The 24,780-nt window shown below is 68.3% G+C and carries 24 protein-coding genes and 2 pseudogenes; 6 read left to right on the top strand and 20 right to left on the bottom strand.

Annotation, left to right across the window (positions count from 1 at the left end; all coding sequences use genetic code 11):
- Window positions 1-258: 258 nt before the first annotated feature.
- From GA0115234_RS44255 to GA0115234_RS03035, 4 genes are all read left to right on the top strand, one after another.
- On the top strand, window positions 259-918 hold the full coding sequence (locus GA0115234_RS44255; protein WP_093539246.1) for a plasmid mobilization protein: 660 nt from the start codon (window positions 259-261) through the stop codon (window positions 916-918).
- On the top strand, window positions 915-2,642 hold the full coding sequence (locus GA0115234_RS03045; protein ID WP_093539245.1) for a relaxase/mobilization nuclease domain-containing protein: 1,728 nt from the start codon (window positions 915-917) through the stop codon (window positions 2,640-2,642). The genes GA0115234_RS44255 and GA0115234_RS03045 overlap by 4 nt, the downstream gene beginning before the upstream one ends.
- Before the next feature lie 261 nt (window positions 2,643-2,903).
- On the top strand, window positions 2,904-3,347 hold the full coding sequence (locus tag GA0115234_RS03040) for a hypothetical protein (RefSeq protein WP_161275554.1): 444 nt from the start codon (window positions 2,904-2,906) through the stop codon (window positions 3,345-3,347).
- A 78-nt stretch (window positions 3,348-3,425) separates the two neighbouring features.
- Window positions 3,426-4,124, top strand: a complete 699-nt coding sequence (locus GA0115234_RS03035) for a hypothetical protein (RefSeq protein ID WP_093539244.1) — start codon at window positions 3,426-3,428, stop codon at window positions 4,122-4,124.
- A gap of 626 nt (window positions 4,125-4,750) precedes the next feature.
- On the opposite strand, the gene GA0115234_RS03030 is transcribed toward GA0115234_RS03035, so the two are convergent.
- From GA0115234_RS03030 to GA0115234_RS44250, 5 genes and pseudogenes are all read right to left on the bottom strand, one after another.
- Window positions 4,751-5,569: a DUF317 domain-containing protein gene (locus GA0115234_RS03030; protein WP_093539243.1), complete on the bottom strand. Its 819-nt coding sequence runs from the start codon at window positions 5,567-5,569 to the stop codon at window positions 4,751-4,753.
- A gap of 15 nt (window positions 5,570-5,584) precedes the next feature.
- On the bottom strand, window positions 5,585-5,875 hold the full coding sequence (locus GA0115234_RS03025) for a hypothetical protein (protein WP_093539242.1): 291 nt from the start codon (window positions 5,873-5,875) through the stop codon (window positions 5,585-5,587).
- A 93-nt stretch (window positions 5,876-5,968) separates the two neighbouring features.
- A complete protein-coding gene (locus GA0115234_RS03020; RefSeq protein ID WP_093539241.1) occupies window positions 5,969-6,322 on the bottom strand; it encodes a DUF317 domain-containing protein in 354 nt (117 codons plus the stop codon).
- A 249-nt stretch (window positions 6,323-6,571) separates the two neighbouring features.
- Window positions 6,572-6,976, bottom strand: a complete 405-nt coding sequence (locus GA0115234_RS43150) for a hypothetical protein (protein WP_256088576.1) — start codon at window positions 6,974-6,976, stop codon at window positions 6,572-6,574.
- An 81-nt stretch (window positions 6,977-7,057) separates the two neighbouring features.
- Window positions 7,058-7,204: pseudogene (locus GA0115234_RS44250) on the bottom strand (helix-turn-helix domain-containing protein); the annotation flags it as partial.
- A 338-nt stretch (window positions 7,205-7,542) separates the two neighbouring features.
- On the opposite strand from GA0115234_RS44250, the gene GA0115234_RS03010 reads away from it, so the two are divergent.
- Both GA0115234_RS03010 and GA0115234_RS03005 read left to right on the top strand, forming a co-directional pair.
- A complete protein-coding gene (locus GA0115234_RS03010) occupies window positions 7,543-7,773 on the top strand; it encodes a DUF397 domain-containing protein (protein WP_176729055.1) in 231 nt (76 codons plus the stop codon).
- An 89-nt stretch (window positions 7,774-7,862) separates the two neighbouring features.
- Window positions 7,863-8,774, top strand: a complete 912-nt coding sequence (locus GA0115234_RS03005; RefSeq protein ID WP_093539239.1) for a helix-turn-helix domain-containing protein — start codon at window positions 7,863-7,865, stop codon at window positions 8,772-8,774.
- Between the two features lie 41 nt (window positions 8,775-8,815).
- Here GA0115234_RS03005 and GA0115234_RS03000 read toward each other — a convergent pair whose 3' ends face one another.
- From GA0115234_RS03000 to GA0115234_RS02920, 15 genes and pseudogenes are all read right to left on the bottom strand, one after another.
- Window positions 8,816-9,634: an SAM-dependent methyltransferase gene (locus GA0115234_RS03000; protein WP_093539238.1), complete on the bottom strand. Its 819-nt coding sequence runs from the start codon at window positions 9,632-9,634 to the stop codon at window positions 8,816-8,818.
- 626 nt (window positions 9,635-10,260) lie between these two features.
- Entirely contained in the window at window positions 10,261-11,097 is an 837-nt protein-coding gene (locus GA0115234_RS02990) for a hypothetical protein (RefSeq protein WP_256088575.1), read from the bottom strand.
- Window positions 11,098-11,414: 317 nt separating this feature from the next.
- Window positions 11,415-11,579 carry a hypothetical protein gene (locus GA0115234_RS42170; protein ID WP_161275552.1) on the bottom strand — a complete coding sequence of 55 codons (165 nt, stop codon included), beginning with the start codon at window positions 11,577-11,579 and terminating at the stop codon, window positions 11,415-11,417.
- A gap of 1,066 nt (window positions 11,580-12,645) precedes the next feature.
- Window positions 12,646-13,945: pseudogene (locus GA0115234_RS02980) on the bottom strand (IS1380 family transposase).
- A gap of 325 nt (window positions 13,946-14,270) precedes the next feature.
- Window positions 14,271-15,314, bottom strand: a complete 1,044-nt coding sequence (locus tag GA0115234_RS02975; protein WP_256088574.1) for a SpaA isopeptide-forming pilin-related protein — start codon at window positions 15,312-15,314, stop codon at window positions 14,271-14,273.
- Between the two features lie 35 nt (window positions 15,315-15,349).
- Entirely contained in the window at window positions 15,350-16,117 is a 768-nt protein-coding gene (locus GA0115234_RS02970) for a DUF317 domain-containing protein (RefSeq protein ID WP_093539235.1), read from the bottom strand.
- Between the two features lie 62 nt (window positions 16,118-16,179).
- Window positions 16,180-16,665 carry a hypothetical protein gene (locus tag GA0115234_RS02965; protein ID WP_093539234.1) on the bottom strand — a complete coding sequence of 162 codons (486 nt, stop codon included), beginning with the start codon at window positions 16,663-16,665 and terminating at the stop codon, window positions 16,180-16,182.
- Between the two features lie 30 nt (window positions 16,666-16,695).
- Window positions 16,696-17,562: a DUF317 domain-containing protein gene (locus GA0115234_RS02960; RefSeq protein WP_093539274.1), complete on the bottom strand. Its 867-nt coding sequence runs from the start codon at window positions 17,560-17,562 to the stop codon at window positions 16,696-16,698.
- Between the two features lie 58 nt (window positions 17,563-17,620).
- Complete coding sequence (locus GA0115234_RS02955; RefSeq protein ID WP_237541031.1) at window positions 17,621-19,018, bottom strand: MSCRAMM family protein; 1,398 nt, start codon at window positions 19,016-19,018, stop codon at window positions 17,621-17,623.
- A 519-nt stretch (window positions 19,019-19,537) separates the two neighbouring features.
- On the bottom strand, window positions 19,538-20,797 hold the full coding sequence (locus GA0115234_RS02950; RefSeq protein ID WP_093539232.1) for an ATP-grasp domain-containing protein: 1,260 nt from the start codon (window positions 20,795-20,797) through the stop codon (window positions 19,538-19,540).
- 53 nt (window positions 20,798-20,850) lie between these two features.
- Window positions 20,851-21,192 carry a hypothetical protein gene (locus GA0115234_RS02945; protein ID WP_093539231.1) on the bottom strand — a complete coding sequence of 114 codons (342 nt, stop codon included), beginning with the start codon at window positions 21,190-21,192 and terminating at the stop codon, window positions 20,851-20,853.
- A gap of 42 nt (window positions 21,193-21,234) precedes the next feature.
- Window positions 21,235-22,482 (bottom strand): MFS transporter, encoded by a 1,248-nt coding sequence (locus tag GA0115234_RS02940; protein ID WP_093539230.1) that lies wholly within the window; start codon window positions 22,480-22,482, stop codon window positions 21,235-21,237.
- Between the two features lie 501 nt (window positions 22,483-22,983).
- A complete protein-coding gene (locus tag GA0115234_RS02930) occupies window positions 22,984-23,490 on the bottom strand; it encodes a hypothetical protein (protein WP_093539228.1) in 507 nt (168 codons plus the stop codon).
- Window positions 23,487-24,335, bottom strand: coding sequence for a winged helix-turn-helix transcriptional regulator (locus GA0115234_RS02925; protein ID WP_093539227.1), 849 nt, complete (start codon window positions 24,333-24,335; stop codon window positions 23,487-23,489). Before GA0115234_RS02925 ends, GA0115234_RS02930 begins: the two co-directional genes overlap by 4 nt.
- Window positions 24,336-24,362: 27 nt before the next feature.
- Window positions 24,363-24,776: a hypothetical protein gene (locus tag GA0115234_RS02920; protein WP_093539226.1), complete on the bottom strand. Its 414-nt coding sequence runs from the start codon at window positions 24,774-24,776 to the stop codon at window positions 24,363-24,365.
- Window positions 24,777-24,780: the final 4 nt, after the last annotated feature.

Here is a 24,780-nt window from a genome sequence, read left to right as displayed (position 1 = left end):
ACCCCCCTGCTCCAGGAAACACGCCGTGATCCCGCACCCCACCCGCTCATCCGAGCCCACGACCGCCGAGGCCAGCGCCTGGGCCGACGTCCTTGTCCGACGAGGGCTGCTTCACACCGCAGTTCTCGCTCCTACGGGCCAGTGGCTCGTCCAGTTCCGGCACGACGGCCCCGTCCGTGTCCTTATGGGACCGGTCGATGTTGTCGACCTGGCCGCCACCATCCAGCACCGCATCCGCTCTGCGAGGCCCGAATCCCGATGACGCACCCGACCCGGACCGCCAACACCCCGGAACCTGCACACGACTCCAACTCGGGCTCAGGCCGAGCAAGTTATCCCAATTGCATTGCTCCCGTCGGGAGCAATGCAATTGGATTCCCCGCCCCTGAAATGGCGGGAGGATCGGACCGGCACCAGGGGGCGCCGGTCCGGGGGGATGCGACCGAGGGCGGATCGCATCCCCAGGGGAAGGAACAACACACCTGCCACAGCCCACGCTGCACTCATGCCGCGCCCGCCAAGCCGCGCTCGCGTCAGCGCCTCCACGACGCGAACAAGCGTAAACACCAGCCCAGTTGCCGCATGAACGACGACGAGTTCCAGCAGCTCGTCCGCGCCGCCACCGTGTGCCAGATGAGCGTCGCCAGTTTTCTCGCCCACGCAGCGCTCAGAGCCGCCCGTGACCTCAACCGCACAGCCGCCGAAATAGCTTCGGAACGCGAAGTGATTGATGAACTTTTTGCCGTACGCCGCCACCTGAGCCAGATCGGCAACAACCTCAATCAGGTGGCCAAGGCCACGAACTCCGGTGCGGACGTTCCGCATGCCACGGCCGTCCTCAACGCCGTCCGCGCCGCCGCCCAGCGCGTGGACACCTTCGCCCAGCACTACCTCGACACCGAAACACGAGCCGGATGATCCCCCGAGTCCACAAGCGGGGGTCGCGCACCATCGGCCTGCTTGCCTACCTCTACGGACCCGGCACCCACGAGGAACACACCGACCCCCACCTCGTTGCGGCGTGGGATGGTTTCGTCCCTGACCCCGGCCGCGATCCGCAGGCGACGCTCAAGCAACTCCAACAGCTCCTGGACCAGCCGGTCGACGCCCTGGCGGCATCGCGCCGTCCGGCCAAGCACGTATGGCACCTGTCAGTCCGTGCCGCCCCAGAGGATCCGGTCCTGACAGACGAGCAGTGGGCACAGATCGCCCGACGCATGGTCGCCGCGACCGGCATCGCCCCGGCGGACGACGACGCGGGGTGCCGTTGGGCTGCCGTACGCCACGCGGACGACCACATCCACATCATCGCCACCCTTGTGCGCGAGGACGGCCGCAAGCCCCGGCTGCACAACGACGCAAAGCGCTCCCAGGCCGAAGCCCGCCTGGTCGAAGCCGAGTACGGACTCAAGCAGCTCAACACCGGGGACGGCACAGCCGCCCAACGCCCCACCAGCGCCGAGCGCCACAAGGCCCAGCGCCAGGGCCGCGCGCGCACCGCACGCGAGGAACTGCGCGAGACCGTACGCCAGGCGGTGACCGGCGCCAGGAGCGAGGCGGAGTTCCTCGGCCGACTGGCCGCCGCCGGCCTCCTGATCCGCACGCGTGCCGCCCCCTCCGGCGACCTGCTCGGCTACAAGGTGGCTCTTCCCGACGACCGCAACAAGGACGGCGAGCCCGTGTTCTACCCGGGCGCGCGCCTCGCCCCCGACCTGTCCCTGCCCCGGATACGGGAGCGCTGGTCCGCCGACCACTCGGCCCAGACCCCACCCACAGGTGCTCCCAGGGCTGCATCGAGCCCGTCTGCCGCACGTCGGCAGACCGCGTCAGCCGCATGGGCGGCGATAACGATCATCGAACAGGGCCGGGGCGCGGTCGCCGCCGCGTACATCGCGTCGGCCGGCGAGGTCTTGGACGCGCTCGCGAAAACGTCCGCTGCTCACACCCGTCGCGACCTGCGCGCCGCCGCCGCCGCGTACGAGCGTGCCTCCCGCTCTCACATCCGTGCCGAGCGGGGACACGACCGTGCCCTGCGTCAGGCCGCCCGCGACCTCGTCCACGGCGGTCCCGCCCTCGGCCGCGGCGAGGACGGCGCGACCACCGCGATGGCGATCGACATGCTGTTCTTCCTCGTCACCGCAGCCGTTCACTGGCACGCGAAGAACGGCCACGCACAGCAGGCCGCCGCCGCCCTCCAAGCCGCCGAACACCTGCGTTCCGCCTATCGGGCCGCCGCCGCTCAGCCACTCACGGCGCTCTACCAGCGCGGCCGGCGCCTGAATCGCCCCCTGCTCCAGCGGCAGACGGCAATGCTGCGCGGGACGCTGCCGGAACTGGCCGAGAAGATCCTCGCCGAGCCCGGCTGGTACGCCCTGGCCACGACCATCGCGGACGCCGAAGCCGCCGGCCACGACCCAGCCACCCTCCTGTCCAACGCAGTAGAGCGCCGCGAACTCGACACCGCGGACTCGGTCAGCGACGTACTGGTGTGGCGGCTGCGGCATCTCGCCGATCTGCCTGCCGACACCTCTGGAGCATCCGAACACGGCACGGTGGAGAAGCTGTCGGCCATGCGTCCTGGAGCGTCCCACCCCACGTCACCTGGCCGGCATCGCGGCGAGGAAGCTGGCAACACACGATGAACCCGAACTGCCGGAGCGTCTACGCACGGTCGTCGCTGACGTCGAAGCGGCCGAAGAATCGCGCACAGAAGCTCGATGCGAGGTGGCGAGGTGGCTCGGGACGAACAGAGAACTGAACAAGCTCACTTGGGACAGCGGCAAGATGACGAGGGACGAGACACCGGCCTCGTGGAACATGACTGTGAACTTTGTGAATTGAAACCGCCTGCGACGTGAGGGACGATCATGACGCGTGCAGGACGAAACGAAGGAGACGCCAGGGTGTTTCACCGGATACGCCGCCGGGCCGCAGAGCCCAGCGAGATACAGCGCCGGTACTCCGCGCTGTCGGCGCAGCTGGAGGGCCAAGTACCGCCGGAGATCGAGCGAGCGCCTGCCGAACCGGAGCACGCCGAGTCGCCCACCGCGGTGAACGACTTTCTCCCGCCGGAGCTGCGCGTGCCCAGCCACGACCAGCTCGATGGCCGAATGACCTCCTGGAAGCAGCCCCTCGTCATCGATGGCGAGATGGTCGCTTGTGCCGAGTGCGGCGCATACCGGGACTGGCTCATCCTCTCTACCCGCGACCAGATCTGGCTGCGCTGCCGGGCCGGCCACCAGCAGCAGGAGATCCGTCTCGACACCGCCTGGTACAACCGGCACACTGGCCCCTCGGGCACGAGGCACGCCACGTTCGAGGACTGCCTGCGCCACCTCGGCCACTGACCCCCACTCCTACGACCCCACCGGGCCTCCGGGGCCCGCACTGACCACCCGTCGCCTAACCAAGGGGTCAGTTCCAGCATGCGCGTTCGCCACACCACCGCCCTCGGCTTCACCGCCCTCACGCTCCTCACCGTGCCCGCCTGCTCCACCGACACCACCGGAGCGAAGCCCGCCGCCGTCTCCTCCGCCCAGGCCGGGCCGCCGGCCCGTGCCGCCCAGAACACCGCTCCGCTGTCCTCGGCCGCATTGAAGAAGCGCCTGCTCGACCAGAGCGACCTCGGCAGCGGATACCTGCGCAAGCCGGAGCGCCCCACCCAGCACGACGACGTCACCGTCATCGGCTGCCCGGCCCTGAGCGCGCTGGGCGGCGACGCGGCAACCGGTGGCGGCACGCTCGCCTTCCCGCGCAAGGCGAAGACGGCCTTCACCTACGGCGGCAGCAGCTCCGAGGTCGCCGAGGAGCTGTACAGCGACAGCGCGAACAAGCTGTCCGAGGGCATCGAACGGATCTCCGACGCCATGACCGAATGCCCGACCTATCAGGTCATCGTGGGCGGCACCCCGATCGACATGGCCTCGCAGAAGCTGCCCGCGCCCCACGGCCTCGGGGACGAGCAGTGGAGCCAGCTCCTGACGTTCTCCACCGGAGGACGGAGCACCGTGGTCAAGCAGACCGCGATCCGGGACGGCAGCCTGCTTCTGGTGGTCTCCGGCTCTCCGGCCCTCGTCGACCGCCACCTCGACAAGGCCCTCGCCAAGGCCACGGCAGCCAGCTGAACGGCCCCGGCGCACTACTGCCCCCGACCAAGATGGTCGGGGGCAGTAGTGCTGTGCGGCTCGCCCCGCTGCACCGTCCAGCAGGTTCCTAACGGGACGTGAACCATGTTGCGAGTCCACTCCCCATCGTCGTGACGAAGGCCGTGACCACGGCCGTCACGAGCCAGGGCGGGATGCGTTGAACGATGACGTGCACTCCACCGCAACGGAGTTCAAGGGCTGGCTGCTGCTTCTCTTCGGTTCGAGGCATATGGCTATTCAGCCGCACTGGAATGTGGCATCGCTACGCCATACCTTGGCCATCTTGCCCCACTTCAACGTGCCGCCGATTACCACATGCTGAACGACACCGCCACGCCAAAGTGTGGCCACTTTGCCCCGTTTGAGACGCCGCCGATGCCACGTGAGGAATCCTCACCGCTACACCGAGCCGACCCCACTACACCCCACTTCCTCGAAGGCGGTTCACCTCCAGCAGGGCGGGCCCGACACCTTTTGCTCGTCGCCCAAACCTCCCTCCTCCGACTCGATGGCCCGCCCGAGCCTCGGAGGGAAATGCCAGAAGCCCGGCCCTCCATTCAGGAGGACCAGGCTTCGTCCGGCGGGCTGAGGGGCACCGTCGATTTCTAGGCCGGCGCCCGCAGCAGTCGCTCCCGGGTGGCCTCGGGCAGGACCCGGCGCAGGACCGGTGCGGTCGAGCTGAGGGAGGCGGCGAAGGCGGCGACGAGGTCGTGCGGGACGCTGGCGCCGAAAGACACCGCCCACAAGCACGGTGCGCCGATGGCGGGCGTGGCCCATGCCTGCCATCCGGCCGGTCCCGCCTCGTCGGCCTCGGTGGTCAGGGCGCGCGGGTCGGCGTCCTGGATGAGGGCCGGCACCTCGCCGAGACTGAAGTGAGAGGTGAACGTCGGGTCCGTCGCTGCTGCCTGGGGCTGGTCGATGTCACGGAGCCATCCGTGCCCGGCGACGGCATCGAGGACCAGCTCGGGGCCAGCGAGCGGCACGGCGGGCTGGTCGCGGGCATCGAGTGCGACGAGGAAGTCGGCCACCGCCTCGCCGGGAACGTCGGGGGTGAAGTAGGCCGACCATTCGGCGAGCGGACCGCTCGTGTCCGCTCGGGCAGAGACCTGCCAGGCGACCTGCCGGTCCCCCAGGTGGAACGGCTCGTCCGCCAGGACCCACTGCGCCCATCGGAGGGTGTCGGGGGCGATGTGCAGGACGGTGCTGCGCAGGACCTGGCGGTCCTCCGGTGCCTCGTCCGGCTCGTGCCGACCGCGGACGATCGTCAGGCTTGTCCAGCCCAGGCCAGCGAGCGTGTCGGAAACGACGTCGTAGAGGCGCTGGTCGTCGCCTGCCAGATACCGAGGACCGACCCAGAAGGCGGGCTGGCCGCCGGGCGGAGTGGATGAGGCGAGCGGGATGTCGGGGTACAAAGGCGCCTCCAAGGACTCGGTGCGGATCTAGTTGCCGCCGGCACTGCGGCGAGGGCGGCGCGGGGGTGCCTGGACGGGGCCCTGCCAGGTCAGGGCGACGGCGACCTCGGGCGGCAGGTGGCCAAGCTGCGTGTCCTCGTCCCGCCCTTCGGCGAGATAGACGACGGTCTGGCCGGTCTCGTCTACGGACTGCACGACCTGCGCCAAGCGGTGTGCCATCGGAAAGAACGGGTTCATGGCCTGGCGGACCGGAGCGCTCCGGTCGCAGTCGGACAGCAGGGCGATCAGATCACCGACGGTCATGTCCGGGGACGTCACGAACAGCCTCCTGAGGAGGGGAATGGTGAGTGATGGAAAGGCCGGGGGCCAGCCCGTTTTCGGAGCAAGCACTGCCTGTGGGCACCTGCGCTGTCACGCGCGATGCGAGGTCTCCAGCACGCGCGCCACGGCAGCGGCGACAATGTCGGCCGGCGTCTCGGTGTCGAACGACATGTGGTAGCCGGGCACCTTGGCCGTGCCTGTGACGGCGATCTTCCATCCCTCACCGTCGGTGCCGGGACGGCCGGACGGAAACCAGCCGAGGTAGAAGCGGCCGTCCTTCGAGCTGACATGCACGTCAGCTCGGTCGTCCACAATCAGGTGGAAGTCTTCGCCGGGAAAAAGGTCCAGCACGAGCATGGGCTGGCCGGGGCCAAGCTGCCAGTCACGCAACCGCAGGGCTTCGGCAGTGGTGGAGAATCCGGGACCAACGGGCGTCACGGCCACAGGCAATCACCTCTCTGACCTGGGATTTCCTGCAAGGTCGTCTACATTGACATGCTCTCGCAGAGGTTGGCCAGTCTTTCGGGAGTCTTTCCTGTCTGCCTCGGGCGAACTTTGTCCGTTGACATCGAACCCAGTCGTTTTGCCATCGAACCGAGCCCTGACGATTCCGGCATGCCTCCGCCCGCAAAAAGGCCGCGCCACCGTGACGGTGACGGACGCGCTTCGGCGGCCTGTTTTGGGAGTGAAGCCCTACGGCTGGGGCTTGCCGGTCTCCTCGTAGATCTCGACAACGTCGCGTGCCTGCCAGGCCAGCCGGTAGGCGAGGACGATGATCTGGAGGAGTTCGGCCGCGCTCGGCAGTTCCTTGTCGGGGAATTGGGCTTCGACGTGGCGGTAGTGGACCGTGTGGGCGACGGCGGCGACGCCGGCGGGGAGCAGTCCGTCGTCCTCGGCCCTCTGATAGGTCGCCACGATGTTGGATGACCAGCTTCCCGGGATGTCGCCGTAGTAGCAGTGCGCCAGTTGCAGGGCGCACACACGCAAGACCTCCCAGCTCGATGCGATGGCCCGCTTCGGGTCGCTCGGCGCGACCGCAACCGCGTCCCCAAGGCTCAGGCCGGTGACGATCTCGGGGATTCCGGCACTGGTGCGCACGGAGGTGAGCCAGTCGGGTACCGGCTGCGCCGTGGCCGGTCGTCCCCGGGCCGCAACCCACCGAACACGCAGATCGTCTGCGTCTGCGCCGAGTGCGGCGGCGAGCCTTTCCACGACCGGCCAGGTTGGCAGGCGGCGCCCCGCGAAGGCTTCGCTGATCGTGCTCTTGCCGTACCCGGTCCGTGCGGCCATGTGCCGCGTGGAGGGCACGCCCGCCGCGGCGTGCAACTGGCGGAGATGGCAAAGGGTTGTCCCGTAAACGATCTTCTGGTTCTCCGGGGAACGGTTGGTCGCCCGCCACGCGTCGCGTGTCCCCGCACTGGACGCACCCCGGGGCGGAGACCGTCTACGGGAAATGCCCCGGCTCCGACAAGTATTCCAATATGCCTATCCCTAAAGCAGGGGGAGCGGTTGCACTCTCCCGGGGGACTTCGCATCGGCGTTCCGCTAGCTAGGATTCCCACCGAGCCTCGCCGTGCAATCCCATATGGGAATGTGAGTCGGAGGGGGAATCGACTCTTCGTCGCGGCAGGCCATTCGGTTGGAGCGCGAGAGAGGGGAAGTTCATGCAGATCGAGAACGGTGTTGTGGCGAGCGAGGTCGAGGGCGTTCGGTGGGTGAAGGCCCGGTCGAGCCAGGGGGATGGCAACTGTGTCGAACTGGCCAAGCTGGACTCTGGTATGGCGATCCGGAACTCTCGGTTTCCGAGTAGTGGTGCGCTGCTGTACACCTCCGAAGAGGTGCGGCGCTTTATTGCGGCGGCCAAGCTCGGGGAGTTCGATCATCTGATCGAGTGATGCCCGAGCTTGGGCCAAAGCTTGGAGCTGCGGGCGTGCGGGGTGCATCCTGGGGCTGATACTGGCATCTGTCCTCTCGGGAGCTTCGCATGCCCGCTGTTCCTCGTGTACGGCCGGACGACCAGGAGGCGACTGTCACTCAGTTGCATCCTGGCCCCGACGTTGCCAACCTCATGTTCGGCGAGTTTCTGAGGCAGTGTCGGGAGGAACGGGGACTGAAACAGGCGGAGTTGGGCTACGCAATTCGCGCATCAGTCTCCAAGATCAGCCGACTGGAGCGTGGAGAGAGTCCGCCGCGAACTCGTGACGTGATGGACCTCGCTGACTTCATGAAGCTCAGCCACCAAGAGCGACGGACCATAGAACGTCTGCTGGACCAGACACGAGATGGTGCCTGGTATCAGAAGTTTAGCGACGTCACCCCGACCTACTTGAGGCGACTGATCGCACTGGAGGGTAGCGCACGGGAAATCCGTGCGTACGAGAACCAGGTTGTTCCCGGAGTTCTCCAGACCCGTGAATATGCTGTGAGTCTCGCGAAGACGGTGAAGAAGGACGAGCGCGAGGCGGAGCGCGTCGGTGAGATGCGTCAGGAACGTCAGGAGAAGCTGCGAGAAGCGCGGTTGCAGCGGTCCCTGCGGCTAACGGCCCTCATCGACGAGGGAGTTCTGCTGCGACCTCGGGGCGGGCGCGGGGTGATGCGGGAGCAGTTGGAGTATCTGCTGGAGCAGGCGGACGTCAAGAGGACGAACATTCGAATCGTACCGTTCGGTTGCGGTGCCGATGTGACGCCTCCGTACGCCATCGCGCAGTTGGATTTTCCTGCTCAGGGCCCGTCGGATCTGGTGTATGTGGAGCACATCAACGGGGCTGACTACATCACGCGCCCTGACATCGTGGACAAGTACCGCAACGACTTGCACCAGCTCATGGCGGTGGCGGCCGACCGGGTGGAGAGTAAACGGCTGATCCGTGAGGCCATCAAGGGCTACCACTCGTAGGACGATGGCCCCACGGAGGAGGCGGCCTTCTGCAACGCCCTTTAGATGCTGGCGACTCCGCCCCACTCGACCCAGTCGGTGGCCCGGAGCTCCGGTGGGGGCGGCGGCGTGTCGGCTTTCCAGTCGACGACGTCGACGAGCCCTGGCTCGATGATCGTCAGGCCCTCGAAGTAGGCTCGCACCTCGTCCGGTTTGCGGACTCTTCCCCAGTGTCCACCAGTGGCTTCGTCCATCAGCTGAGTGACTTTGGTGCGTACGGCGGCATTATTGCTGACGAGTTGGCAGATGACGAGGAAGCTGCCGGCGGGAAGCTTCGTGGCGACACGCTTGATCATGGCGCCGGGGTCGCGGTCATTGTTCGTGTCGGCGAGGCAGTGCAGAACGGAGACGAACAGGGCGGCGATAGGTTTCTTCCAGTCGAAGAACTCCGCGGTGGCCCGGAAGATGTCCTCGGAGTCGCGCATGTCCGCGTCTATGACCATGGTGTTGTCGTTCTCGTCCAGGGTCGTGCGGCCGAAGGCGTGGACCATGGGGTCGTTGTCGACGTAGGCGACGCGGCAGTCCTCGTACAGGTCCTGGGCGACTTCATGGACGTTCTCCAGGGAGGGGAGCCCGGAGCCGTGGTCGAGGAACTGCCGGATGTCATGTTCCTCGACGAGGTAGCGGACGACCCGGCCGAGGAACGCCCGGTTGTTCCGGGCGAGGAGCTGGGTGCTGGGTGCGATGCGCAGCAGCTCGTTGCAGGCATCGCGGTCCACCGCATAGTTGGTGACGCCTCCTAAGAGCGCGTCGTACATGCGGGCGACACTTGGGGTATCCATGTCGATGTGGTGAGTTTGGGGTTTCTCCCCGTAGACCATCTGCCCTCCTTTCGACCTCATTTGAAGATCGGGGTTGGGAAGAGTCCATGGTAGAGCGATAGTTGAGCTGGCGGCAGCCCTCCTTGGAGTGAATGGTGCGGGAGAGTACGGGTGGACACTTGGTGTGAAACGCATCAGCCCGAACTTCCTCCGCGCGCGCTCCGTGTGTCCTGCGCGCACATGCCCGCCCGGCCCCCTCTGAGTCCTGGAGGGCAGCCGAACTCAGCGCCGCACGTACGGTGTGGTTGTCCGTCCCCATGAGCGCCGCAGCGCCCGGCAGGGTGAGGCCGGCCCAGGCGGTGGTGGAGCCGGACCAAGCATCGGCCTGCACCGTGGTCAAGTGACAGCGCCGCTGCGGCCCGCCGGGGCGGAACTCAGCCGCGCCACCGACCGCTGCATTGAGGATGTTCCACGCGTCCGCGGCGAGGCACTCACTTCGCAGAGCCTCCGCCCACCGGGAGGACAGGGTGGTGAATGCCTCGGCCACGGCCTGGGCAGCACGTCCTGCGTCGCCGGTCCGTAGACGGGCGCAAGTCGGATGCAGACGCTCGTGCAGCTGGCGGAAGGCGTCGTACTCCAGGGAGCGGTCGGAAGGCGCCTGGACGTGGGCGGGAACGGGGTGTACGTCAGGCCACGTGATGGTGACCCTCGTTGACGGCCTCGGCGGTCGACCAGCACTCCCAGAAAGGCTGAACGATGCTCGGTTCCGCTCCAAGGGAAGCGGTAAGCCGCTCGGTCCCCGACCAGTCCGGAATGCGGGTGCCGGCGATCGCGTCAGCGACGGCTTCCGGAGCGAGGTGCGCGAGCGCGGCCAGAGTCTCGGTATCCGGCTCGCCCGCGGCCACGTGCAGCACCCGCAGCACGTCCCCCACACAACGCTTGACCTCAACCACCCGCTGCTCGCCCGGCACTCGCTCCCCAGAGGCCGCTTCCCACACCGTACGAAGGATCCCGGGCTGCCCGCCCAGAAGCGACGCCAGCATGTAGGTGACGGGCCATGAGGCGATCAATTCGCCCCCCAGGCTCAAAGTGACCGCATCGCGAGGCAGGCAAGCCTGCACGGCCACATCGTCGACCGAGACGGGACCGGTCTTCAGCAGGCCCGTCAGGTACGTCCGCAGAACCCGTGCAGCCGCCCGCTGCAACCGACAGGAGGGACGGGCGAACGCCCAGTCGAGCGTCCTTTCCGCACCCGGAGTCTGCGAACAGGCTCCTCGGGCGGCAGATGGAACCGGCCGCGACGCGAGTATCGCTGCGACCTTCGTCTCGCTCCAGCTTGCGCGGGCCGAGGCTGCGGGGACCCCGGCCGCCTCGCCAATGCCGGCCCACCCCTCACCGGCCGCCCTCTCCTCCTGGACTGCGGCTGCCACATAACAGCGGATCTCGCGGTTTAGCAGCTGCGACAGCTTGAACCGCACCTCCAGCGGTGCGTGGCGCCGCTCCTCGTCCAGGAGCTGCTGCACGCAAGCTTGGATGTTGGAGGCGATCGCCGAACTTTGCCCTGCCGTCGTCCGTGGCACCGGGGTACGCCGGGCGCGGTCCCGTGCCTCTTGCGCGCGCCGGCGGCAGCGGGGGTCGCAGTACTTCCTGCGCGCGCCCGTCTTCGCGGTTTGCTTCAACTCTTTCCTGCATGGTGCGTACGCACAGCGGGCAGGTTCCATAGGCATATGCATGAGGTGTCCGTATCTCCACATGGGTCGGCCGATAGACAGCCGACTGAGAGGGAATCGCGTACCGGGTGACGGGTGGCCAGGCCGCTGGCCTGGCCACCCTTACCGCTTCAGCCCCGCAGAATCAGGGCGACCAGCACGGACAGGACGAAATCCCACGGGAAGGGCTCGGCATAGAGCGCGAAGCAGCCGGTGATGCCAAGGGCGGCGATCACGCCCAGGCGGCGGCGCCTGGCGCCCGCCTGGCCGGTTTCCCGGCAAGTGCACGTAGGCATACTGGAGACGTAGGCCGGGGCGGCTTTAGAGGACCCTCGGCCTTTTCGGAGGAACACCATCTACTCCTCGGAGTCGGTTGGGTGCTTTCGGTGTGCCCCAGAGGCTGGACCCTCTGGGGCGTGCACCCACGCGCAGTGGTCGCGCGGCGACCCTGCGTTTCACGAGACTACAGCTCTCAGAGGAATGCACCGAAGCTCATTGCAATCCTCGGGCCCTTGACCAAACGAGAATCGCCCCCAGCGGCTTCAGCGCTGGGAGGACCCATTTTCCGCACTTCACTCTGCAGTTCTGGCGTTATTTGATCGAATCGTCGTTGAAATTGCTCGATCAATGCTCCGGTAGGGTGCCGAACGCTTCGGCGGGACCGTAGATGTAAATCTCCAATGCACGTGCATATGGGAATTAACGATCTTCGCGTTCGCGAAGCCTGTTCCTCGTCGCCACGGGGCGCCAGTGCTCGCCACGGGGCGCAAGCCCTTCTCGCATCATCAAATATGGGTGCATACACCGTGAAACCGGCAGACTGTGAGCATTTCCGTGACTGCCGTGGCGCACGGTGCGTTTGCCCAGTGAATTCGCGCGTGACGTAACGAATGAGGAGACGCTCCGGCGTGCTTTACCTGCTCGTGTGATTAGCATCTCGAATCGAAAGTGGCAATCGAACGGCTGCTCTGTTGCAATCTCCGTGACGGCAAGGGTCGGGCCACCAGTTCCGTCTGCCTCGGCGCATGCGCAGCCAGCGAGCGCGCGCATGGTTGGTGATAGCGCGTCAGAACCTTGATTGTTGATCATGGTGAGTGTGGTGGGGGCCGGGCTCTTGCAGCAATCATCCGCAGCCAGCGGATCACCGGGCTCTCGCCCGATGTGATCGCTGAGATCGGTCCGTTGTGGCACGAGTGTCACTAACCTCGATCTCTCGCGAGGGTCCACCGACTCCGTCGGTGGACCCTTTCGCTTTCCGGAGCTGATGGTGGGCAGGCCGGTGGCCCGGCTGTCGTGGCGGGTGGGCGCCGGGTTCCACTGCCCGGGGTGGGTGATGCTGTCGCAGGGACGGTGGGTTGCTGGTCAGCCGGGGTTGGGCAGGAGCGCGAGCCGTTCAAGGGCTTCTGTGATCTCGCCGGTCCAAGGCCAATGCCGGGCGACGCGGAGAATCCTGCGCCGACCGGTGATGACGAGCTGGCCGGCTGCGGAGAACAGGCGTAACCGCAAGCGACGTGGTTCCCAGAGCCTCGCCCGGCCGGTCAGCGCGAGCATGGGCATCCAGGCCAGCAGGTCGAACGCGATCTGGACGATCTCCATCCAGACCCGATTCTGGGCGGTGTCGTGCAGGGGCAGGTTGCGTAGACCGGTGGCCCGAGCAGCCCGGATCCGGTCCTCGGCCCGTGCCCGGAGCCGGTGACGCAGCTTGAGCTCGGCGATCGGTCGGCCGGTGGTATTGGTCGCGAAGCACGTGATCCGCATGCCGTCCGCGTCCGTGATCCTCAGCTGGGCTCCGGGATGGGGCCGTTCCTTTCGCACGATGAGCCGCATGCCCTTGGGCCAGCCGTGAAGGAGCTTGCCGGTGAGCTCGGCGACCCAGGCCCCGTTCCGGGCCTCACCGTCGGCCTCGACGGCCGGGGTCCAGGCCGAGGTGGGGGCCTTCAGCACGTATTCGTGGATCGCGTCGGTGACCGTCATGCCGACCGAGTAGGACAGCCATCGGCCCCGCTTCGCGAGCCAGGACACGAAGTCGTGGGTGCCGCCGGCGGAATCCGTGCGGATCAGCGTCTGCCGTCCTCGTCGGTAGCGCCTGGGCAGTTGGGCCAGGGCGAGTTGGGCGGTGGTGATGTGGTCGGCGGCGGTGTTGGAGCCCGCGTTTCCCGGTCGGAGGAGCGCGGCGACGGGCTCACCGATTCCGCCCGGTCCGTGGTCGACGAAGGCCGTCAGGGGGTGATGGCCGTAGGTCTTCTTCCAGGTCGCGGCCGCGTCCTCTTTGTCGGAGTGGGCGATCACGAGGACGCCGTCGAGATCGACCGTGACCTGGCCGTCGGCGTCCGGGGCCGTATCGCCCGCCAATGACCGGGCACGATGCCGGACTTCGGAGCGTGCGGACCGGACGGCCTGCAGGGCTTTCTCGCCGGATGCCGCGAGGGTGTCGATCAGACGGGAGACGGTCGGGCCGGAGGCGACCGGGCCGAAGACAGCCGGCTCACACCGCAGCGCTGTCGCCCAGTGCGACCGCCAGGGCCACGTCCACGAGAACCTTGCCGGGATCGTGGACGGCCCGCGGCTTCCGCCACGGAGCCAGAGCTGCGGATATCACCTGGTCAAAGCCCGTCTTGCGGACCGTCTCCAGCAGCAGGACCGCACCGGCCTGCGAGACCACCTACCGACCGTCTCCCTGGACACGGACACGTGGGTACGACGAGATAGGCTTTCTCACCTGGAAAGTGCTCTTTTCCTTGCAGTCAACAGGACCCTCAGCAAGTCCTATCGTTGCAGGTCAAGGGCACTTTCCGTGTTTCTGATCAACTCTTGGACAGCCCACCTCGTGAAAGCGCGAGGCTAGCCATGCTCTCGAGCGAAAGGTTCTCCGCCTCAGAAGCTCACGCATAGTGCCGAGGCGGGGGTGCCGGCCTGTTTCTATCGTCGGTATACGCAAGAGGCCCCCGGAGATCCGGGGGCCTGCTGGTCGGCAAGTGATCGTGGGATTAGCTGGTTTCGCCGTTGCTGTCCTGGACAGGGTCGGCTGGCTTGCGGCGGCGGGCAGCGATCAGAGCGCCGCTACCGGCGGCGACAAGGAGTCCGCCGACGCCGAGAAGCCAGGGTGTGGCGTCGGCTCCGGTGTGAGCGAGGGAGCCCTTCGGGGCCTTCGGCGTTGTTTTGTCGGACTCGGCTGACGCGGGAAGCGAGGGATCAGCACTCGGCGTGGCCGAGCCGGGAGCAGCGAGAGACGTGCCGCCGGAGGAGTCGTGAGTCGGCTTGTCCTCTGGCGTAGAGGGGGTGGGGGCGGGCTTGTCCGCAGGCTTGCCGGACGGGTCAGGCTTCGGAGTGCTTGCGGTCTTGGCGTTGGTGACGGTCACGGTGACCGGGGCCGCGGGGCCGGCGGCGAACGTCTTCACGGTCTTGTAGAGGTCGTAGCCCCTAGGGGCCTTGATCTGCTTGACCCAGAATTCGGCCTTCCGGCTCGGCACCGGCAGCTCGCCGGAGGCCGTGCCCTTGGCCCCGGTGGTGAGAGTGAGCAGCGTCTTGTCGCCGCTGCCGATGTTCACGGTCGCGCCGGTCAGAAGCTTGCCGGTCTTGTCGTCCTTGGCCTGGAGGAGGACCTTGGCGGCTTTGAACGCGTCGGTGATGGTCAGCCGCGTGGTCGCGCCCGGAGTGACGATGACGTCTTGGTCCGCGGCGACCTCGTGGAGCGGGCTACCGGAGGCCGTCTCCTTGAGCCGGTAGACACCGGGGGGCAGGTCGGGGAAGACAAGTGTCCCTTGCGCATCGGTCTTCCCTCGTCCGGCTTCCTGGCCAGCGGAGTCGAGCAGCAGGAACGCGGCGCCGGGGAGGATGTCCCCTGCCGTGTCCTTCTTGGTGATCGTGATGCTGCCCGCCGCCGGAACCGGTGTCTCGGCGGGGGCAGCGGAAGCCGAGGGCGTCGGCTCGGACGGCTGGGCAGTCGCGGCAGGTGCCCACACGAGGGTGCCCGTCACCGCAGCGACGGCGGCAGCGGATCGGACGGCGCCGCGGACAGTGCGTGCATGCACGAGAAGTGGAACTCCTTGATCAGGTGGAGGGAAGGTCATCGGGCCCGGCCTGGGACGGGCCCAGAGAAAGGCAAAGCGACGGGTGAGCAGCCGGGGGGCCGCTTGGCTGTCGGAGTGGCCATATAGAGGTGCTGTCGAGCATGAACGGGCAGGTCTCTGACTGCACGTTGCACCGGCTCGGTAGAGACCAGTGAGGCGGTGAAGGCCGCGACGAGCGCGGTGGGCGTGCCCGACGAGAGTTCCGCACTCCAGTCCGGCTCCCAGATGTCCCCGCCCCACACCCGCCACTCCGGCCTGTCGGCCGCCCTGTTGACGTACTGGTGCACGCCTCCAAGCAAGTCCGGGGCAAGGAAGGTCTGGATGTCGCTGGTCTTGACGTTGTGGCTCCACCCGCGGTCGAGCAGCAGCGCGTACCCCTCGTATCGCTCCGTCGCACCGTCAAACAGCCGGCCCTGGTCGTAGAGGTCGAGCAGCTCGGCGTGGACGTCGCGCAGCAGTTCTGCGGGGGTAGTGGCGTCGAAGACGGTCTGCCAGGTCAGCTCGCCGAAGGGGACACGGCTCGCGCCGATGGTCCACGTCCCTTTGCCCCGCTTTTCGGGTTCGGGAGCGAAGCGGGTCCACAGCCGCGCGCAGGGACTGCTGGCGAACACCATCCCTGCGTCTGCCGGATGGAGGTGCCAGCCATCATCGAAAGGGAAGGGCCACACCGTGTGGAGGTCCAGCGCGCCGGGGCCGGCAAGGCGGCGGGGGAGAACGTTCACGGTCTGGTCGGGGTCGAGGTCGTTGAAAGGGTCGAGGGGCAAAGCGGGGGCTCCTGCTTGAACGGGCCGCGCAAGACCTGCGAGACGGAGGTAAGGACGGAGACTCAGCGGGCGCGACCGCTGCTCGGGGCAGCCGGCAAAGGGGCCTTGTGAGCGGTGGGGCTCGCAGCACGGCTCGGCGCGGTCGCGGCCCAGGCTCCGGGGAACCAGACGGCGCTGTAGCGCTGGATGGCGTCGCGCAGCCCGGTGGTGACGGCTCCCTCCCATGGAGGCCGGCCGGGGCGGTGGTACTTGTCGAAGGTGCCGTACTGCTTGGTGTGCGGGCGGGTGTTGGTGGCTTCGTCGCGGCGGTGGAAGGTGCCGTGATCCAGGAAGCTGAGTGCTACCGAGTCGATCTCGCCCTTGTCCGCGTGGACGACCGCCAGGCACAAACCGCCATACGTGTCTACGTGCTTGGTTCCGGTGAAGTCGATCCGCAGTCGTAGTGGTGAGCCCGAGACAGGGGACGCGTAGTAGGTGGTGCCCACGACGGTGCTGTCGTGGAAGGGGAGGCACAACTCGGCAAAGAACTCGGGGGCTTGCAGGGACAAGAAGGGTCTCCGGTCGGGGGCGAGCTGGGGCTATCGGCGGGGGCCGGGCAGGGCAGGGCGGCTGGTAGTGCTCCAGCGCGGGACGCTGGAAGCGGGGAGCGCGGTCGGGCGGCGGGATGTGGCGGCCCGTTGCACGTCGAGCGGGGTGGGAGCCGACGGTTGGGACGGGAGGATGGGGGTGAGCCGAGCCATGTCCTTGAAGTAGCTGAGGGTGTCCTGGCGCCACCGAGGCAGTGGTGCCGGGTCGGAGACGCATTGAGTGACGGCTGTGAGCAGGGCGACGGGGGTGTCGGTGCTGGCCGTCGCGTACCAGGCGGGCCGGTCGATGGACTTGCCGGCCCACAGCTGCCAGCGGGCGTCGCGCGTGGTCAGCTCGGATTCCGGATCGAGGTCCCCGGTGGTGATCTCCATGCCGGCGAGCCCGTCCGGGGCCTGCACCGTGAAGACGCCCGGGCGCGGGCGGTCGATCTGCCAGCCCTGCTTCAGGAGCGGGACGATGGCGCGGAAGGGCTCGTGCTCGTCGCTTCTGGCGTCCGGCCGGGCGAGGTAGGCGCCCGGCCCCTGCTCGTACGCCGTGGCGAGGACGGTGGTGAAGGCGGCCACGAACTCCGTGGGCACGCGATCGTTGAAACAAACACCCCACGTCGGCGGGCCGAACGGGTCCTTGTAGGCGTTGAGGCGCCAGAGCCCGTCGTCCTCGCCTTCGGGCAGATAGCCCAGACGCACGCGCCGGTCGGGGGCTGTCACGTACACATTGCCGAGGTCGTCGTGCTGGAGGTCCCAGCCGAGGTCGAGAAGCGGGGTGAGGGCGGGGTCGCCGGTTCCGGTGGTGCTGGCGAGGTAGCGAGGGGAGACATAGATGTCGCCGTCAATGTCTGTGAAGAGGTCAGATTCGATGAGAGGTTCCTGTGGATGTCTGCGCGAAGCGGCGGGGCGAAGTGGCTGCGCAGGCGCGTCAGCCGGACGCGGGTTCCGAGCCCAGGCGCCGACGACGCGCAACCCAGTAGGTGGCCCCTCCCGCAATGAGAAGCAAGCCGGCAGAGCTAAGCAACCACGCCGTGGCCTCGGAGCCGGTGTGGGCGAGGCTGCCGGAAGGTGGCGTGTCGGCGGGAGGCGAGAACGGCGGAGTGGTGGGCGGAGTCGTCGGGTGCGTGGTCGGCGGGGTCGCGGTGTCGGCCAGCGTCACGGTGACGGTGGTACCAGGCTTCGCGGTGAACGTGAGCGCGTCGGCGTCGCGTTGATAGCCGGCCGGAGCCTTGACCTCGGTGGCCCAGTAGCGGGTGCCTGCCTTGAGCGCGACGTCCAGCTTGGCCGTAGCGGTGCCGTCCTTTCCTGTCGTCAGGGAGAGCACCTGCTTGCCCGGGCGGTGCTTGCCGGACGGGTCGACGGTGTCGGCCCTGATGTTGATTTCCGCTCCGGCCAGGGGCTTGCCGCTGTCCTTGTCCGTCTTGCGGACCAGCAGCTCGGCCGTCTTGAACGGGTCGATGACCGTGACGGGGTTGGCGTGGGCGGTGCGTCCCTCGGCGATGGTGATGTCCCGGTCCGGCACCAGCTCGTGGACGGTGTCGCCGGTGGAGGTCTCGCGCAGCCGGTAGGTGCCCGGGGCGATACCTTCGAAGACGAGCACTCCCCTGGCACCAGTCTCCCCTTGAGCGACGATCTTGTCGGTCCTGTCGAGGAGCTGGAACCTGGCGCCGGTCAGGATGCTGCCCTCGGGATCCTTCTTGTGGATCTCCACCCCGCCCGGAGCGGCTTCCACGTCCACGGTGGCCCCGTCCTGGGCGGTGGTCGTGTCGCCGGCCAGCAGCATGCGCTGCGCGGCCGGGTTCTGGGGGCTGAGGACCTTAAGCTGCGCCCCGGCCAGGCCGGTTGCCGTGGCCATGACCTTGGCCTTCCCGGCGCCTCGGGGCGTGAACGACCAGCTGCCGGAGCCGTTCCTGTCTGTGGTGACTGTGCCCTCTGCCGTACCGGAGCCGGACTCGGCCAGGGAAACCTCGACGCCGGGAATGGCCTCGCCGGTGAGGGTGGAGGTGAGCTTCACCGAGACAGAGACCTTCTGCCCCGCGTGCGTCTGGGTCACCGACGGAGTGATGTGCAACGCGTACGGGCCCGCGAGGTGCTGTGCCTCGTCGATGTAGCGCAGCGCGAGGGTGCGAGCGGTGGGTGAGACCACCGGGTAGGCCAGGCGTTCCCGGCCGCGGGGGCCGTTGATGCCGTACGCACCGCCAGCCAGCCATTCGTAGACGGCGGCATCCACCGCGGCGGCCTGCGCGTTGTTCCGCGTCTGCCCGTACCGGCCGATCACGTACGAGGCGTACGCGAGGTTCGCCGCAGGTACGGGCTTGCCGGTCATCGACGAGGTCCAGGACGTGACGGAGGCCGGTGCACTGTAGCGGCCCGCATCGGCGGGCCCCTTCCGCTCCGGGTCACCACAGTAGGTCTCATTGGGGCCCCACACGCTGGGGCCGGGAGGACCGTAGGCGCCGATGTGGGAGGTGCCGGCGTTTCCCTCGGAGTCGGGGATCGTGTAGCCGGGGCCCAGGACAGTGGAAGGCGAGGGGGCGGCCTGGGCCGGCGACCAGGCCAAGGTTCCGGATATGCCGGCAGCTACGAGGACAGCGACCGAGCGAGTACAAAGACGCATGGGGATCCTGAATCGAATGTGGGGTAAGGAAGTTGGTGTGTCGGTGCCAGGGCGGTTCCTGTTCAGCGGGGACGGTTGGGGCCGTGCTGCGGCGGTTTCACGCTCGGCACCGGGCCGGAAGAGGGTGACCGCGGGTCAACCCTGCGGTGGGTGGGTGTGCAGTGCCGGATCGCGTCCTTGCGGATGATGCATCACTTTCTTGCGCGGACGGGCCGACTGGACAGGACGTCACACATTCGGGGCGCCGTCAGCCCCAGAGGCCATGCGCGTGTCGACAGTGACCGTCACATGGCCGGTGGCCAGGCGCAGGCGCTCCTGTGCGTCTTCTGCCGTGGGGGCGGTGACGAGGATGTGGCCGATGCGGGCGGTGTCGAGGTCGCCGTCGGGCGGGAGGACGGCCCGGTCGCCGGGTTCGCGGAGCCATCGGACTTCTTCGAGCCAGTCGACGGTGTGGGCGAACCGGGCGTCGATCGAGCGGTGAGTGAGGGTGCCTGTGGCATCCGGGTACAGGATGCGGATGGCGGCGGCCTGGTGCCGGGTGGGAGCGAGGTTGGGGGCGGTGCCGCAGGCCAGGTCTGCTGCGATGCGAGCGAGGTCGAGGCCGGTGGCGAGCGAGACGAGGCGGCCGATGAGGTCGCCTCCGATCCGGGCGTTGACCTCGATGATGCGCGGGCCGCGGTCGGTCAGGCGCAGTTCTACGTGCTGGATGCCGGTGGTGATACCGAGTGCGGCTACGGCGGCAGTGGCGACGGGCGCCACTTCGGCGAGCAGCGGGTCGTAGGCGTCGACCGAGTGTGCGATCTCTTCGAAGTACGGGGCGAAGCCGACCGTCTTGCGGGTGACGGCGACAGCTGCGGTGACGCCGCGGTGGGTGACACACTCCACCGATACCTCGGGACCGTCGAGGTATTCCTCGACGAGCACGTCGTCGGACTCGCTGCCGACTCCCCCGGCGCTGGCGGTGGCGAAGGCGTATCCGGCTGCCAGGTTCTCGCCGTTGTCGACGCGGATGACACCGAGACTGGCCGCGTTGGAGGCGGGCTTGAGGACGACCGGGTAGCCGATCGATTCCGCCGCGAGGAGGGCCTCCAGTAGCGACCTGGTGCGAATCGAGGTGGCGGATCCGACCCGGTGCTCGGCCAGTACGGTACGGGTGCGCCCCTTGTCGCGGCACGCTCGCATCGCCTCCGGGCCGGAGCCGGGTAGACCGAGGTGCTCGGCGAGCCGAGCCGTCGGCACGAGCTGGTACTCGTCCCACGTGAGCACGCCGGACACATCGTGACGGGCGGCGAGTTCACGGCCGGCGGCGACAACCGCGTCCGGGGCGGTGAGGTCGGTGACTTCCCAGTCGGCGATGAGCGGGGTCTGCCAGGTGGGCTGGGAATCGGTGACGATCACCACCTTGCATGCTGCGGCCACCTGCTCCAGGCAGTACCGGCGGTAGACCTCGTCCCCCGGGGAAACGACAAGAACAGTGCGAGAAGGCAAAAGAACTCCAGGAAATATGGATACGAGAGGTTCAGTAGCGGTGCATGCCGGCTTCAGGCGGCGCGGCGTCGGCGAAGCTCGAACGCAGGGGCCCACTGGGGGTGGTCGGCGAGCAGCTTGCGGGCATACAGCGCCGTGTAGTTGTTGTCCAGGCCGCGCATGTCCTTCGGCAGCCGCCAGCGCAGAGTCTCGAACAGCTGCTTGAGACCGAGGCGGGTGTCCCCGGCTGCCAGCCGTTCCGCGGTCAGCTGCTCCAGGGCGCGGTAGACGTAGGGGTGGGCAGAGTCGAATGCGTGGAACCGGTCGGTGATCGTAGGTCGGGCCCCTGCGCGGGCTGACGGCCGGGACGCGGGCCGGGCGGTCTGGGGCGGTGCGGGGCGGGTCGTGGGGGTCAAGTCGATCTCCGGGAGGCAGGCGGCCGAAATCGCGTGGGGAGGTCAGGCGGAACGGGTGTGCAGGGCGGGGAGGGTGCGCAGGCGGGTGAAGGTGAGGCCCAGACCGAGGGCCTGCAGAACGGCGCAGGCAGTGATCGTGTGGCCGAGCAAGGCGGGTGGCGCGGCGGCGACCAGGACGCCGGCGACGGGGAAGGGGGCCAGCAGGAGGAGGACGGTCAGTGCGAGGGTGCTACCGAACACCGGGGCGGGGACCAGGTGGGATCGCAGGGTGCGCAGGACCACCGTCATGCCGCCCTCGGCAGCCATGAGGACGGCGATCAGCACGAGGTAGGCGTGGTACGTGTGGGTGAGTGAGACGGCCAGGCATGCCGAGGCGGCGATCGTGGCGCAGAGAGCTCCGACGGGCCACAGGCCGAAGCGTTCGATGGCCCAACGGCACATGGCGACCGCCCCGAGCGAGGCAACGGCGGCGGCCGACCAGATCAGGCCCACGTCGGCGGTGGAGCGTCCCATTTGCTGCACCACGATCACCGGGGCCGCGGCCTGCAGCAGGCCGGTGGCCAGATTCGACACGGCCAGCCCCGTCACCAGCCAGCCGAGGGCAGGAAGCGACCGCAAGGTCGACCAGCCGGTGCGCAGCCCCCGGAGGACGGGCTCGGGAGCGGCAGTGTGTCCCTTGTCGTGTCGGCGAGTGGTGAGAGCGGAGGCGAGCAGTGAGAAGGCGGCGATCACGATGAGCATCGCGGTTGCTCCGGCCCACTGCAGCAGCAGTCCGGCGAGAGCGGGGCCGGCCAGAGTGGCGACCTGGTCGATGCCGAGCAGGACGGACTGCACGCGGTGCGCGCGGTCGCCGGCATCCCGGCTGGCCGTGCCGCCCGCTGTCTCGGCGGCGATGTAGGAGAACTCCGTGAGCACGCCCGTACCGGCGGCGAGCAGCATGACGGTGATCGTGGTGCTGGGTCCGCCGCCGCTGAGCTGGGCCAGGGCGAGGGCTGCGGCCAGGACCACGGTGGCCCGCGCTGCCGAGGCGAGACGGAACACCCGGGTGGCCCCGTAGCGGTCGACCATGGCGCCTGCGACTGCGAACGCGGCCAGTCGCGGGATCCACTCCAGTGCGAACGCGAGGCCGGTCAGCGCTGCGGAGTTGGTGGCGGCGAGCACCAGGAGCGGGATGCCGTACGTGGTCATGGCGGAGCCGCCGGCGTCCATGCTGCGTGGCAGGTAGATACCGCGCAGCAGTGCTGTGGTGTGGCGGGCGTGCCGGGGGCCGCCAGTGATCAGGTCGGTCATCGATGCTTTCTTCGAGAAAGCCGGCCCGCTGGAAGAGGGAGCCTGGGCCGGCGGGAGGAAGGGGCTATGCGCGGGGGGCGGCGATGTGCGCGGGGCGGGGCTTGTGCCGGGGCTGGCATCTGCTGAGGTGAGTCCCGTTCCAGCGAAGCCCGCTGGTCTGCGTAAGAGTTGGTGAGCATGCGCAGCAGGCGGATGCCTTCGCCTCGGCGGGCGATGAGCATGTCGATGGACACGCCGGTGATTTGCAGAAGCCCGTCGGTGGTCGCGTGGTGGACGGTGTCCCGCCCGCTGGTGATCCGGTCCAGAGTTCGGCTGGCTGTTTCCGCCTGGTCGAGGAGTTGGTGCTGTACCTCGTCCGCGGACGCGGCTGTTTCCTGGATGAGCTGGACGAGAGTGTCCAGGGCGCTGCCGGACGGGTGGGTGGTCAGGGTGATGCCCTGGGCGGCAAGCACATCGCAGCGGTCTTCGTGCCAAGGGCGCTCACCGCTCTGCGTGGCGGGATCACGCCGCTTCCGGGAGGTCCTGGAGGGCATCGGCCGGTTCGTCGTCGCTCCAGTGGGAGTCGATCCAGCGGTCCAGGGCCTCACGCAGTCGGGCGAGATCCTCAACAGCCTCCACAGGGCCTGCTGGTGGTGCAGCGACCGGGCGCTGAACGGGGGTGAGGAGCTGAAGTGTGGCCCGGACACGGGTGATGAAGGTACAGGTGGAACTGGGGTGGTTGTGGGTCCGGGCCCATCGGGCGGTGGAGTCGTAGAGGTCGGCCAACTGCAGGCCGGCGTCGGTGAGCCCGAGCCCGGCTCCGGACCGGATGCTAACCAGACCGAGGGTTTGAACCTGCTCGATGGTGTGCCGGATCCGGCGCCTTGTGAGATCCGGAAAGATGCGCGCCAGCCCGCGGGGCGGAACGGGGCCGTTGTCGTCGATCTCCGTGATCAGGCGGATCAAGTCGGCGGATGCCAGTGCCGTGCACGCTCGCGCGACCTGTCCCTGGGATGTAGCGGTGGTCACCGGCCCGGCCCTCCCGCCGTGAGCGCGGCCTTGGGACGGGACGGGGCGGTGTGGGAGAACAGGTCGCGGTTCTGCCAGGCCGGATGGTGCGCGGAACGTGCCGGTGCGGTCGTCATGGGGGCGGGGCGCCGGGAGTGGGGGGCGGCCTGGGTCTGCGGGCCGGTACGCACGGAGTGGTCGGTGTGTCCCCAGACCGGATGCTGGGACGTGTGGGTGAGCGGCCGACCGGCAGACCACGCGGACAGGGCTCCGAAGACGCCTCCGAGACCGTCGCCGGCCTCGGACAGCCGGTAGGGTTGCCCGGCGCCGGCTGTCGTCACCAGGCCGTCGTCGACGAGCTGCCGCAGCGGCGGATAGATACTGGTCCAGTAGCCGTCGGGTATGACGATGCTGGCCAGGGCCCGCGCGCTGGTCTCCTGGCGGGATTTGAGTACCCACAGGATCGTTGTGGCGTGCCGGCGGGTGAGCAGGGTGAGGCTGTCCTCGATGTTCTCGATCGCGGACGTGGGCGTGTCCGGCTTCTCCAGAAAGCGGTCGGCCCACCCGGCGATCAGCGGCAGTACAGGGAGCAGATCCGTGCCGCGCCCGGTGAGACCGTAGGTGACGTGCCGCGGTGAGTGCTCGACGCGTTCGACCAGGCCGGAGTCGCACAGCGACCGGACCTTGGGGTGAAGCTGTCCGCTCTGCAGCCAGGGCAGCTTGACCGCGAGGTCCGTGTAGCGCTGGGGCCGTCCGCTCAGCGCCAGGATGATCCGTACGGTCCAGCGTGGGGTGATCATGCCAAGGGCTTCGGTGACCCGGGCGATGTCGGCATCGGTGTCCGGGGACAGACCGGTGGTGGTCAAGGGAACTCCTTGGTTGAAGAAGGGTGGTCAGCGCCCCGGTGTCGCGCTCGCAGGCCGACCGGGCGGAGCGGGCACAGCCGGCGTGGTGGTGGCGGGGGCCGGCTCGGGCGGGGAAACTCGGCCCAGGCTCTGGAGGACTGCGGTGACCGTCGTGGCCTGGGTGTCGCGGACGGCGACCGCATCGGCGAGACGGCGGGCACAGTCGAGTACGTGCGACACCTCGTGTCCACTGATGTGCCGCCCGGGTTGGACGAGCTGGGCGAGGCGGTCGCGGTGGACGGCGATGCTCCGCTCCGCGAAGGCGAGTTCGTGGTGCATGCCGAGGAGGGCCGAGAGCATGCCGGGGGGCTGGTCCTGAACGTGGGATTCGAGGGTGGCGAGCGGTGCGCCGTAAAGGTCCTCGATCCGTCCGGCTATCTCGGCGGCGGTGAGGAGGGGCAAGCGG

This window comes from Streptomyces sp. DvalAA-43 (genome assembly GCF_900091725.1).
GTDB lineage: Bacteria > Actinomycetota > Actinomycetes > Streptomycetales > Streptomycetaceae > Streptomyces > Streptomyces pulveraceus.
The sequence above is the reverse complement of the archived record's forward strand: the minus strand, read 5'-3'. Positions and strand labels throughout refer to the sequence as shown.